This is a genomic window from Kribbella sp. NPDC049584, assembly GCF_040675555.1.
Taxonomy (GTDB): Bacteria; Actinomycetota; Actinomycetes; order Propionibacteriales; family Kribbellaceae; genus Kribbella.
Map to the genome: position 1 here is coordinate 243,900 of NZ_JBFAPF010000001.1, position 12,098 is coordinate 255,997.

Sequence of the window (12,098 nt, forward strand, 5' to 3'; positions counted from 1 at the left end):
CTGATGTCACACCAGGGAGTTATCGCCGCGTGGTCGGACGCCGCGACGATGATCGACCGCAGCGTGCGGCTGGCGCGGCGCAACGTCGACACATTGTTCGCCTCGATCCTGCTGCCGTTGCTGATGATGGCGCTGTTCGTCTATGTGTTCGGCGGCGCGATCAACACCGGCACGGAGTACGTGAACTACGTCGTACCGGGGATCCTGCTGCTCACGACCGGGTACGGCGCTGCGTCGACGGCGATGGTGGTCGCCGACGACATGAACAGCGGGATGATCGACCGACTGCGATCACTGCCGATCCACAGCTTCGCCGTACTGACCGGGCATGTGGTGGCAAGTGTGGCGCGCAACGCGGCGTCGACCGCGATCGTCATCGTCGCCTCGCTCGCCATGGGGTTCCGCCCTGGCGGCGGAGTGGTCGACTGGCTCGCGGCTGTCGGTCTACTACTGCTCTACGTCGTCGCTCTGTCCTGGCTGGCCGCCGGTCTCGGTGTGATCGCCAAGTCGGTGGAGTCGGCCAGCACTCTCAGCTTCTTCATGCTGTTCCTGCCGTACCTGAGTAGTGCGTTCGTACCGCCGGAGTCGATGCCGTCATGGCTGCAGCCGGTCAGCGAGCACCAACCGATCACACCGGTCATCGAAACGATCCGCAGCCTGCTGATCGGGACACCGATGGGCAACAGCGGCCGGCTCGCTCTGGCCTGGTGTTCTGGTCTGCTCCTGTTCTCTGTCGTACTGGCGACCTCGCTGTACCGCAGACGCAACAGCCGCTGAGCGCAGGACTTGTACCGTTCGGCGAACGGCGCGCGCTGAAACTGCCGAGCGTGACCCCTTGGGCGAGTTAACGTCAAAGTCCCCCCCAACGTGTGGTGGTCCCACTCCCCCCGGGACCCACACGGACGAGCGCCCCGATCACTGATCGGGGCGCTTTGTTTTTCCGGATTTTTCTTCGAGGCGGTGTCGAATCCGTCCCTCCCGGTTCGACGTATCAGTAAGAGCGACCAAGGGAGAGGGTCAGAATGAACATCACCACCGACACCCGGAACATGATCATCAACATGCTGGCCGAGGGCAGCCCGGTCTGGTACGTCGCCGGCATGGTCAAGATGCGCAACCACGACGTCTACGCAGTCGGTCGAGAAGCCGGCTATCCGGACAAAGCGCAGCTGCGGCGGGCCGTCTGGGCCGCCCGGAACCGCGCACTGCAAGCAGCCTGACCACCTGTCCCAGGCCGCTCGAGCCGCTGCCTGCCCCTTTGTTCGGGGCGGACAGCGGCTTTCGCTTGTTTAAGGTGTTCGCGTGGATGATGTCAGCGTTGTGGACTACCACACGGCCGGCGAGCCGTTCCGGATCGTGACGTCCGTGGAGATCCCGGGCGCGTCAGTGGCCGAACGCCGGGTCGCGGCGCAGTCGTCCGAAGAGATCGACGCCGTACGGCGGTTGCTGGTAAACGAGCCGCGCGGTCATGCGGATATGTACGGCGGGTTCGTTGTACCGGCTGATGACGACGGCGCTGACTTCGGCGTCGTGTTCTGGCACAAGGACGGGTATTCGACCGCGTGCGGGCACGGGACGATCGCGCTGGCGACGTGGGCGGTCGCTACCGGTCTGGTCCAAGCGCCTGACGTTGTCATCGATGTGCCGTCCGGGCGGGTCACTGCGCGGGTGGATAGTTCAGGCGTTGCCTTCCGCAACGTTCCGTCGTACGTGCTGAAACGTGACGTGCCGGTGTCGACCGCTCGTGGGAATGTCCTGGCGGACATCAGCTACGGCGGTGCGTTCTATGCCTCGGTGCCTGCCTCGTCGGTCGGCTTGTCCGTGACGCCGGAGTGCTACGCGGACCTGATCGCCGTCGGCCGCGAGATCAAGTGGGCGCTGGACCCCGTCGCTGTCCATCCTCACGATCCTCGGCTGAGTGGTCTGTACGGCACGATCCTGTACGACGACCTCGGGACAGTCGACGGGGGTCCACACCAGCGCAATCTCGCAGTTTTTGCTGACGGCGAGGCGGACCGCTCCCCCTGCGGCTCAGGTACGTCGGCCCGCCTGGCCCTCCTGCATGACGAAGGACGCCTCGGACCCGATCAGGTCCTCCGCCACGACTCCATCGTCGGCACGACGTTCCTGGGCCGAGTCGTGGAGCAGACCGAGGCCGGCGTGATCACCGAGGTCACCGGGTCCGCCTATCGCACCGGGACCGCCACCTTCACCCTAGATCCCCGCGACCCGCTGGGCACCGGCTTCACTCTCCGCTGATCTCAGATTGCGACCGTGCACCGGCACCGCGACGGCTAGCATCGGTCGCGGTCCCATCGATCCAGCGGAGGAAAGCCTGATGATCTTCATCACCGCCAAGTTCCGGGTGAAGCCTGAACACGCCGACAACTGGCCGTCCATCACCGCCGACTTCACCACCGCGACCCGCTCAGAGCCGGGTTGCCTGTGGTTCGACTGGTCCCGCTCCCTGGACGACGCGAACGAGTACGTCCTGGTGGAAGCCTTCGCCGACGACGACGCCGCGAGCCACCACGTCACCTCGGCCCACTTCAAGGCGGCCCAGGAACACCTCCCGCCCCACCTCGTCGAGACGCCGCGAATCGTCAACTTCAAGGTCCCCCAGGACGACTGGTCCGAGCTCGGCGAGCTCGCCGTAAAGTAGCCTCTCGACCGCGTAGGGTGATCGAGGTCGGTCACCCTACGAACCGGCAAGAGCTATCGGACCAACGGCTGTCCGAGCGGAAGCGCTTTGCCGCCGGTCGCCTGCGAACCCGAGCTGAAGAACAGGTACACACCCACCGCGGCGAAGACGAACACGACCACGCCGGCCACCTTCAGCACGCCGGCCGATTGCTGCAGCGTGCCGATCAGGACGAGCACCAACGCGATCTCGATCAGGGCGAACAGCACCGTGTACGCAGCGGGCAGCCGGAGGGTCGCCAGGGTCAGCATCTCGATCACCACCAGCCAGGAGATCAGGTACAAGCCCTGTGTATGAAGGGCATCCGCGGCAACGATGCCGAACCAGTTGTGCGTCAGACCCAGGACGAGCATGCCATAGCTCAGCCAGAATCCCGCGAAGATGCCGAACACGCCGGCCACGGCACTCTGACCGACGGCTGCTGCCCAGACGGCCGCGATCGCCAGGCCGAGGCCAGTGGCTGCGACGATGATGGGAAGCGATGCTCCGACTGCCGCCGCAGGCACGTAGCCGACAAGCACGAGACCGAGCGCGACCGATCCCACGATGAAGCTCGGAAGACCGATCAGGGCCGGATCTCCGGTCACCGCTGGGGCCGCCGCAGCAGGTTGGGCGAGTTCCTCTTGAGCGCTGTGGGCGTCGATGGTCGTCATGGCGAACTCCCTCTTTGGGGTGCATCCCCGGCTGTGCTCAGTTTCACCACTTCGCCTCCGGCGGCATGTCTCGATTTGAGAGGCCGCCCGGCCACCGCTCAGCGCAGGTGTCTCAAGATGAGATCCGCACAGGCCCGCGGCGATGTGACCATCCGTTAGGTGCCGGTGCGCGCTCCTCGGTGCCGATCGAGTCACCCGCGTGGCCGACGAGAATGGGAGTACAGATGAAGGCTCTCGTGTACCACGGACCTGGCCGGAAGGCATGGGAAGAGGTTCCGAACCCCGCGATCAAGGACCCGACCGACGCGATCGTCAAGGTCGAGGCCACCACCATCTGCGGTACCGACCTGCACATCCTCAAGGGTGACGTTCCCGCCGTGACGGATGGCCGGATCCTCGGCCACGAAGGCGTCGGGGTGGTCACCGAGGTCGGCTCCGGCTGCAAGAACGTCAAGGTCGGCGACCGGGTGATCATCTCCTGCATCAGCAAGTGCGGGACATGTGACTACTGCAAGGCCGGCCTGACCTCACACTGCAAGACGCTCGGCGGCATCGGCTGGATCTTCGGTCACCTCATCGACGGGACCCAGGCCGAGTACGTCCGCGTGCCGTACGCCGACAACGGCCTGATCCCACTGCCCCAGGGAATCTCTGCCGAAGCAGGAACCATGCTGAGCGACATCCTGCCCACCGGCTACGAGATCGGCGTCCTGAACGGCGCCGTCAAGAGCGGTGACATCGTCGCCGTCATCGGCGCCGGACCGGTCGGGCTCGCCGCGATCATGACCGCCCGTACGGCCGGCGCGGCGACCGTCATCGCCGTCGACACCAACAAGTTCCGGCTCGACCAGTCACGTGATTTCGGGGCGACCGAGACTCTCGAGGTGAGCTCCGGCCAGGACGTCGCAGCCGCGCTGCGGGAACTCACTCCCGACGGGCTGGGCGTCGACGTCGCCATCGAGGCGGTCGGCGTGCCCTCAACCTTCGGCACCGCGCTGGAGTCGGTCCGCCCCGGCGGTCATGTCGCCAATGTCGGCGTACACGGCGAGAGCGTGGAGTTCCCGATCGAGCGGCACTGGATCAACAACCTCACCATCACCACCGGCCTGGTCAACGCCACCACCGCCCCCGAACTCCTCGAAAGCATCAAGACAGGCGCCATCGCCCCCGAGAAGTTCGTCACCCACCGCTTCACCTACGACCAGTTCGACGAGGCCTACAACACCTTCTCCAACGCCGCCGAACAAGAAGCCCTCAAGGTAATCATCACCAACACCCACTAACCCCGAGACAAGACGAAGGCCCGGACCTGATGGTCCGGGCCTTCTGTGGTAGCGGGGGCAGGATTTGAACCTGCGACCTCTGGGTTATGAGCCCAGCGAGCTACCGAGCTGCTCCACCCCGCGCCGTTGTGTCTTTAGTTTAGAGGATCCGGGCTGAGCAACCAAATCGGTTCCCGGAGTGCCGAAATCCCGTGTTCGTCGGAGGCGGATCGGCGTACCTTCCGAGTATGTCCCGACACGTCATCCGTCCGTTCGAGGAGGCGGATCTGGCAGCCGCCGCCAGTCTGCTCGCCCAGCGGCATCGGATGCACCGCAAGCGTCACCCTTTGCTTCCGGCGGACTACGAGGACGAGCGACTTGCTCTCGTCGAGGTGACCGGGGCCTGGGAGACCGAGGGCGCGTCCGGCGCCGTCATGGTCGAGGGTGGGGAAGTCACCGGCTATCTGCTCGCAGCGCCGAAGCCGTCGGCGGTCTGGGGTCCGAACATCTGGGTCGAGGCAGCCGGCCACGCCGTCCGTGAGCCGGAGCACATTCGCGACCTGTACGGCGCTGCCGCGGCCCAGTGGGTCGAGGACCGCCGCATCGCGCACTACGTGCTGGTGCCCGACGACGCCGAGCTGATCGACGCCTGGTTCCGCCTGGCGTTCGGTTCGCAGCACGCGCACGCGGTCCGCCCGGTGCCCGACACTCCGTTGCCCCCGGCACGCGATCTCGCCGTACGCCGTGCTGCCCGCGCGGACATCCCGATGCTCGCGGAGCTCGATCTCGTGCTGCCCCGGCATCAGGGCCTGTCGCCGGTGTTCTCGTCCGGGGGGATCCCCACGCTCGAGGAGGCAGTGGCGGACTGGGAGGAGTCGATCGACGACCAGGACTACGTGACCTTCGTTGCCGAGTTCAACGGTCAGGTCATCGGTTCTTCGATCGGTTGCTCGCTGGACAAGTCGAGCGCGCACAACGGGCTGGCCAAGCCGGACAACGCCGGTTTCCTCGGGTTCGCTGCTGTACTGCCGTCGGCGCGGGGGCTCGGCGCCGGACGCGCGTTGGGCGAGGCCGTGCTGCAGTGGTCGGCCGACACCGGGTACACCTCGGTCGTGACCGACTGGCGGGTGACGAACCTGTTGTCGTCGCGGGCCTGGCCTCGGCTCGGGTTCCGTCAGACGTTCCACCGGCTGCACCGGCTGATCGGTCACTGATTCCTCGTTGTCCACAGGATCGAACTCGCGTGTTCCGGCGCGTGCCGATCGCTGCATCTTCTTGGGCGTAAGGCGTCTCGCAGCAGGCGAGGCGCTCCCTTCCCCAGGAGGCAGTCATGTCGCGTTCACCGCTTCGTTCCCGAGTCGTGCCGTCCGCCCGTCGTATCGTGATCGGGAGCGCGGTCGTCCTGGCCTCACTCGGGCTCTCGGCGACCGTCCCTGCCTCAGCAACTTCGGCGTACTCCACGTCATCTCCATCGATCGAGCAGAGGGCTGGCACCTTGGACGGCTTCGTGATCGAGAACCTTCCCGACGGCATCGGCACGCCGAGCGACTTCGAGTACGAGTGGGAGGACGTGTCCTTCCACAGCCGGGTCTGGGAGACCGGCCCGGATCCGGACGGGGCGCACAAGGTCGATCTCACCGTCAAGACGATCCGCGGCGAGAAGCTCACCGACCTCGAGGCCCTGCACAACTTCCTGGTGGAGTACGAGGAGAAGGAACCGGGATCGTGGCAGCTGACCCCGGTCAAGGTCGGTGGGTACGACGGTCTGTTCTCCGGCGACGAGGTGTTCTACTTCATCGCGCCGGGGGTCGCGGCCGAGGTGACGATCGACCACGACCGCTTCACCGACGAGGACGTGCTCGACACCGCGGCCGGCTTCCATCCGGAGTCCACGACCTGATGCCCTAGGCAACAGACTGGTGGCAACAGACTGGTCCCAACGGAACGGGGCGGCGACGCCGACTGGTGTCGGTGTCGCCGCCCCGGGAAGCTCCCTGCGACTCAGCCTGACGGCGAGCTCGGTGGGCTTGTTGGTGTCGATGCCGGTGGAGACGCCGGTGTCGACGGGCTCCCGGACGGCTTCGCGGTGGGCGTCGGCGTCGGGCTCGTCGTCGCTGCAGCAGCTGCGGCAGCTTTGTCGAGCGCCGCCTTCATCTGGTTGACGTTGTCCTGGTAGCCCGCGAGATCACCCTTCGTCAGGGCAGCCTGCGCCCGGGTGTACGCCGCCTGCGCGTCGGCCAGCGCCTGCTTGACGGTCTGGTTCGGCTGGTTTGCCGGCGGCGTCTTGGTGCCCGGTGGTTGCTCGCCCGTGTCGACGTTGGTGTTGAAGACCTTGCCCAGGGCTTCCTGGAGCGTGGAGCCGTAGGCAACGCGATCACCGAAGGACACCAGGACGTAGCGCAGGACGGGATAGCTACCGGGCCCACTGGTCCGCACCGAGTAGACCGGCTGGACATAGAGCAGACCACCGCCGAGTGGCAACGTCAGCAGGTTGCCGTACTGCGCTCTGGCGCCGCTGCTCGGCTGGTTGATCGGGAGCAGGGCCTGTCTGATGCCTTCGTCGGTCTGGAACTTGTTGTAGACCTGCCCCGGCCCAGGTATCTGCAGGTTGCCGGGCAATCGCAATATTCGGAACTTGCCGTAGTCCGGGGACGTCGCCTCGGAATCGACGGCCATGAAGGCAGTGAGGTTCTCCCGTTCGGCGTTCGGGACGTAGACCGATGTCAGAGAGAACTTCGGATCGGTCTGATCGGGCATCCGCAACGAAAGATAGAAAGGAGGCTGGCTGATATGAGTCGTCGAGTCGCCGCCGGACGTGACCGCGGTCGGGTCGTCCGGGACGCGCCACAGGTCGCTGTTCTGGTACCAGGTGGTGGCGTCGGTGACGTGGTACTTCGCCAGCAGATCGCGCTGCACCTTGAACATGTCCTCCGGGTACCGCAGGTGCGACATCAGGTCAGGCGAGATCGCCGAGCGCGGCTTGACCGTGTTGGGGAAGGCCTTCATCCAGGTCTTCAGGACCGGGTCGGTCTCGTCCCACGCGTACAGCTCGACCGAGCCGTCGTAGGCGTTGACCACGGCCTTGACCGAGTTGCGGATGTAGTTGATCTTCTCGCTCGGCTGCTGCGCGATCGTGCCGCGGCCGGTGGTGGTGTCGCGGGTGCTGACGTCCAGGGCGACCTTCTCGGAGTACGGGTAGTTGTCCGAGGTGGTGTAGCCGTCGACGATCCAGACGACCTGCCCGTCCACGATCGCCGGGTACGGGTCACCGTCCGGTGTCAGCCACGGCGCCGCCTTCTCGACCCGCTCGCGCGGGGTGCGGTCGTAGAGGATCTTCGAGTCGGAGTTCACCCGGCTCGACAGCAGGATGTTCGCATCACGGAACTTGGTTGCGTAGAGCAACTTGTTGCCGAACGACCCGATCGAGACACCACCCTTGCCGTGGTAGGTGTTCAGCGTCGGGTCGCCGCCGCTCTTGCCTTCGGGCGTGTCGAGCTCGACCGGCTGTCCACCTTCTGGGCCACCGACGATCGAGTAGTCCGGCGACTGCTCACCGAAGTAGATCCGTGGCTCGTAGTCTCCGAGCTGACCAGTCGGCGGCAGGTCCTTCTCGGTCCAGACCGGCGTACCGTCGGGAGCCCGTTGGTTGCCGTTCGCTGCGACGACGCCGTAGCCGTGGGTGTAGACGGTGTGGTCGTTGTTCCAGTTGCGCTGACCGGCCGGCAGCCGGTCGACCTGGACCTCGCGGACCGCGATGACGGTGTCGTTGACCTTGCCGCCGATCTTGTACCGGTCGACGTCGAGATCGGTGGGGAACGAGTAGAAACCACGCACCTGCTGGAGCTGCTCGAAGGTCGGCCCGACAACGCTCGGGTCGATCAGCCGAATACCTGGCAACACTTCGGTGTCCTGCACCAGTTCGGCCGGCGTCGCCGTCGTCTTTGCCGGGTAGTCGGTGATCTCGGTCGCGGCGAGCCCGTAGGCATCACGCGTGGCCTCGATGTTCTTGGTGATGTACGGCCCTTCCTTCACCGGCTCGCTCGGCCGCACCCGCAACTGCTGCAGAGCTGCCGGCCAGAGAGCGCCGAGGAGGATCGCCGACAGGATCAACACCACCGTGCCGACACCGGGCAGCAGCCAGGTCCGGCGGACCACATTGGCGAAGAACAGACCGGCACACAGGACCGCTATGACGGCCAGGATCTCTTTGCTGGGCAGGATCGCGTTGTCACCGGTATAGGAGATACCGGTGAACAGCCGACTGTCCGACGTTGTGAGGCCGAAGCGGTCCAGCCAGTAGCTGAAGGCCTTGAGCAGCACGAGCAGACCGAGCAGGACGGAGAACTGCACCTGCGCCGCGCCGGAGGCCTTCTGCCCCTTCGCGGACGGACGGAAGCCGCCGTACAGGTAGTGGGTGATGATCGCGGCGACCAGCGACAGCAGGACGATCGAGTAGCCGAAGCCGAGCAGTACGCGCAGCCACGGGTAGTCGAAGACGAAGAATGCGATGTCCTTGTTGAAGTGTTTGTCGGTGACGCCGAAGGGGCTGCGATTCTTCCAAGCCAGGAAGACCTTCCACTCCCCCGACGCAGCCGAGCCGCCAAAGACCAGCATCAGGGTCGCGACCACGCCGACCGCGATCTTCCCGTGCTGCTGCAGCAGGTCGCCGTACCGCTCGAAGCCCGGGCTGGGCGACGGCGCAAGCGCGACCCGTGGACGGGTGCGGAAGGCGACGATGATGTTCGCGACGACAGCCCCGGCCATCAGCAGACCGACGACCACGAACAGCAGGACCCGGGTCCCGAGCACGGTGCTGAAGACCGAGCCGAGGTCGACCGAGCGGTACCAGAGGCGTTGGGTCCACACATCGGTGAAGACGCTGAAGAGGATCAAGAGGACGATCAGAGTTGCGATCGTCGGCAGCAGGGCCCGGGGACGTCCGCCTGGTCGCCGCGATCTGCGGGCCGGCTCCTCCGGCATGTCGTAGACGCCGTCGCTCATCGTCGCTTCTCCTCGTCGTCACTCATGCCGTCGACCCCAGGACCATCGGCCGGCCGGCTGCCGACCGAAGGCTCGAATGTCAATGACAGTACTTCGCACAGCGTGGGGACCAAGTCGACGCCGGAAAGCACCGCGCTGTCCTCGTCGTGCTCACGGAGCCGGACAGCGCCGAACCGGCCGCCGTCCCGGAGCACCGCTGCGACCATCCGGACCTCGTGCCGGCGCGGATCGCTGCCGGCCAGCTGGGCCAGTTGGGCGTCGGACTCGACGTTGGACAGACCTGCCTCGGCCGACGCCGGGAGCACGATCCGCTCGATCGCCAGCGCGCAGCCGGCGACTCCGTCGGGCCATTCGATCCGGCCGAGCGCATCGGCCAGGTTGTCGTCCTCGAGACCGCCAGGAAGCTCACCCTGGGCGACCGGGGTGAGCGGCTGGGAGGCGTCGTCGGCGCCGAGCTGCGCGGCCAACTGGGGTTCGGCGCGGAGCAGTTCCTCGGTCGGGACCAGCGCGAACAACTGCGCGGGCTGGTCCCAGCCCGCGCTGCTCACGTGCTTCTCGATCTCGATCACCGCGCGGTTGAGCGCGTCAGGAGGCAGCGTGCCTACGGATTCCATGCCGGCAGGTCTTCCCTTCGGGTCACCGGGACGTACGGTTCGCTCATCAGCTGCACGACGGGACATCTCCCTTGCCGCTGCCGACCGCCTGCAGCGCGCTGATCGCACCGGTCAGGGTGCTGATCTTCACAAGCCGGATATCCTTCACGTCGGCGTGCAGCGCGGCTTCGCAGTTCGGCGCCGGGACCAGGAAGACCGTGGCGCCGTCGTTTTTGGCGCCGGCGATCTTCTGCTGGATGCCGCCGATCGCACCGACCTCGCCGAGTGCGTCGATCGTGCCCGTGCCGGCGACGTGCTTGCCGTCCAGCAGCGGGCCCGGGGTCAGCTTGTCGTAGATGGCCAGGGCGAACGCCGTGCCGGCGCTCGGGCCGCCGATGTCCTGGCCGAGGTTGACCGTGACCTTCACCTGCGAGTCGACGCCGATCGTGATCCCGACCATCGGGCGGGTCGCGTCACCGGGAGTCGCGGCGGTCTTCAGCTGGACGGTCTGCTCCTCGGTGCCACGGCGGATCAGGAAAACGACGTTGTCGCCGACCTTGTGCTTGCGGACGAACTCACCAACCTGCGGGACCTGGGTCACCGTCTGGCCGTCGACAGCCAGCACGATGTCGCCGGGCTTCAGCTTGCCCTGGGCCGGCGACTTGTCCGCGACCGTCGACACCTTCGTGTGGAACGGGACCTTCGCCGCCTGCAGCGCGGCCGCGACCGCGCTGTCCTGCGAACCGGTCATCTCGGCGGTGTTCTGCTGCTGGACCTGGTCGGCGCTCTGGTCCGGCGGATAGATGATGTCGCGCGGGAACAGGTCGTGGTGCGGGTCGAGCCAGTTACGCATCGCCTGCGGCAGGGTCAGCTGACGGTCGGGCGAGGTGACGGACACCGTGGTCAGGTCGAGCTGCCCGGTAGTCGGGAACGTCTCGTGCCCGGTGATCTCGATGACGGGCTTGTTCTTCGACGACCCCAGGGTGTCCTTCACCGGACCCGGGCTGAACGAGACGAACGGCACCGGGAACACGGTCACCAGCCCGAGCGAGACGAGAAGCACGACGATCGAGGTGACCAATGTGGCGGTACGACGTGTCACGAACCCTGCCCTGCGATCTTGGTGGAGGCCTGCTGATGATTACGACGACCCAGGCCCCGGCGACGTTCCGGAGTGGCCCGCGGACCGGGCGCGGCGATTGCGGCGTTGAAGCGGCGGAAGTCCTCGACCGAGGCGAACGCGCCGCCGGACCGGCGCCGCTCGCGGCTGCGCCACCCACGCCAGCCCGCCCAGCACATCGCCAGCAGCGTGGCGACCAGCGGGAACGCCAGCCACGCCAAAACCTTCATCCGGCCACCTTCATGCGCCCAGCGTACGGGTCAGTGAGCGCCGACCCACTCGCTGCCACCGTCGATGAAGTGCTGGTGTTTCCAAATCGGGACCTCGGCCTTGAGGTCGTCGATCAGCCGCCGGCACGCGGCAAAGGCGACGTCCCGGTGCGACGCCGCCACCGCGACGATCACGGCGGCGTCACCGATCTTCAGATCCCCGGTCCGGTGAACGGCGGCCAGCGCGGTCACGGCGGGGTCGTCACAGATACGCTCCGCAACCTTCCGCAGGTGGTCCAGCGCGTCGGGATGCGCCTCGTAGGCCAGTTTGTCGACCGGCTTCTCGTGGTCGTGGTTGCGCACAGTGCCGATGAAGATCGCGGTTCCACCCGCTGTCGGGTCAGCAACAGCAGCCAGCACCTCGTCGCTCGACAACGGGCTCTCCCGTATGTCCAGCAGCCTGATCGCGTCGCTCATCCATCCCTCATTCCCGCCGGTCCCCCGGGCTCACTTGCACACCATCGCATCCCCCGTCGCGCAATTCTCCCTCCCGAGCCCC

13 protein-coding genes and 1 tRNA gene are annotated in these 12,098 nt (G+C 66.5%); 7 read left to right on the forward strand and 7 right to left on the reverse strand.

Annotated features, from left to right (window positions below; all coding sequences use genetic code 11):
• Positions 1–3 precede the first annotated feature (3 nt).
• The 4 genes from AB0J62_RS01165 to AB0J62_RS01180 all read left to right on the forward strand — a co-directional run bounded on the left by AB0J62_RS01165 (position 4) and on the right by AB0J62_RS01180 (position 2,662).
• A complete protein-coding gene (locus AB0J62_RS01165) occupies positions 4–777 on the forward strand; it encodes an ABC transporter permease (RefSeq protein ID WP_363862723.1) in 774 nt (257 codons plus the stop codon).
• Positions 778–1,022: 245 nt separating this feature from the next.
• The gene (locus AB0J62_RS01170) at positions 1,023–1,220 is read left to right on the forward strand and encodes a hypothetical protein (protein ID WP_134108795.1); all 198 of its coding nucleotides are present in this window, start codon (positions 1,023–1,025) and stop codon (positions 1,218–1,220) included.
• A gap of 82 nt (positions 1,221–1,302) precedes the next feature.
• The gene (locus AB0J62_RS01175; RefSeq protein ID WP_363862728.1) at positions 1,303–2,259 is read left to right on the forward strand and encodes a proline racemase family protein; all 957 of its coding nucleotides are present in this window, start codon (positions 1,303–1,305) and stop codon (positions 2,257–2,259) included.
• A gap of 79 nt (positions 2,260–2,338) precedes the next feature.
• Complete coding sequence (locus AB0J62_RS01180; RefSeq protein WP_363862731.1) at positions 2,339–2,662, forward strand: putative quinol monooxygenase; 324 nt, start codon at positions 2,339–2,341, stop codon at positions 2,660–2,662.
• 53 nt (positions 2,663–2,715) lie between these two features.
• Here the strand turns inward: AB0J62_RS01180 and AB0J62_RS01185 are convergent, their stop codons facing one another.
• On the reverse strand, positions 2,716–3,354 hold the full coding sequence (locus AB0J62_RS01185) for a GPR1/FUN34/YaaH family transporter (protein ID WP_363862734.1): 639 nt from the start codon (positions 3,352–3,354) through the stop codon (positions 2,716–2,718).
• Positions 3,355–3,578: 224 nt separating this feature from the next.
• Here AB0J62_RS01185 and AB0J62_RS01190 point away from each other — a divergent pair, with 224 nt between their 5' ends.
• Positions 3,579–4,637 (forward strand): zinc-dependent alcohol dehydrogenase family protein, encoded by a 1,059-nt coding sequence (locus AB0J62_RS01190; RefSeq protein WP_363862737.1) that lies wholly within the window; start codon positions 3,579–3,581, stop codon positions 4,635–4,637.
• Positions 4,638–4,683: 46 nt separating this feature from the next.
• On the opposite strand, the gene AB0J62_RS01195 is transcribed toward AB0J62_RS01190, so the two are convergent.
• Positions 4,684–4,760, reverse strand: a tRNA-Met gene (locus AB0J62_RS01195).
• A 104-nt stretch (positions 4,761–4,864) separates the two neighbouring features.
• On the opposite strand from AB0J62_RS01195, the gene AB0J62_RS01200 reads away from it, so the two are divergent.
• Complete coding sequence (locus AB0J62_RS01200; protein ID WP_363862740.1) at positions 4,865–5,830, forward strand: GNAT family N-acetyltransferase; 966 nt, start codon at positions 4,865–4,867, stop codon at positions 5,828–5,830.
• 116 nt (positions 5,831–5,946) lie between these two features.
• A complete protein-coding gene (locus AB0J62_RS01205; protein ID WP_363862743.1) occupies positions 5,947–6,516 on the forward strand; it encodes a hypothetical protein in 570 nt (189 codons plus the stop codon).
• A gap of 101 nt (positions 6,517–6,617) precedes the next feature.
• Here AB0J62_RS01205 and AB0J62_RS01210 read toward each other — a convergent pair whose 3' ends face one another.
• The 5 genes from AB0J62_RS01210 to AB0J62_RS01230 are packed head-to-tail and all read right to left on the reverse strand — an operon-like array spanning position 6,618 to position 12,016.
• Positions 6,618–9,617: a UPF0182 family protein gene (locus tag AB0J62_RS01210; RefSeq protein WP_363862746.1), complete on the reverse strand. Its 3,000-nt coding sequence runs from the start codon at positions 9,615–9,617 to the stop codon at positions 6,618–6,620.
• A complete protein-coding gene (locus AB0J62_RS01215) occupies positions 9,614–10,231 on the reverse strand; it encodes a PPA1309 family protein (RefSeq protein ID WP_363862749.1) in 618 nt (205 codons plus the stop codon). Before AB0J62_RS01215 ends, AB0J62_RS01210 begins: the two co-directional genes overlap by 4 nt.
• A 46-nt stretch (positions 10,232–10,277) precedes the next feature.
• Positions 10,278–11,312, reverse strand: coding sequence for a PDZ domain-containing protein (locus AB0J62_RS01220; RefSeq protein ID WP_363862752.1), 1,035 nt, complete (start codon positions 11,310–11,312; stop codon positions 10,278–10,280).
• Positions 11,309–11,560 carry a hypothetical protein gene (locus AB0J62_RS01225; protein WP_363862755.1) on the reverse strand — a complete coding sequence of 84 codons (252 nt, stop codon included), beginning with the start codon at positions 11,558–11,560 and terminating at the stop codon, positions 11,309–11,311. The genes AB0J62_RS01220 and AB0J62_RS01225 overlap by 4 nt, the downstream gene beginning before the upstream one ends.
• A 30-nt stretch (positions 11,561–11,590) precedes the next feature.
• On the reverse strand, positions 11,591–12,016 hold the full coding sequence (locus tag AB0J62_RS01230; RefSeq protein WP_363862758.1) for a molybdenum cofactor biosynthesis protein MoaE: 426 nt from the start codon (positions 12,014–12,016) through the stop codon (positions 11,591–11,593).
• Positions 12,017–12,098: the final 82 nt, after the last annotated feature.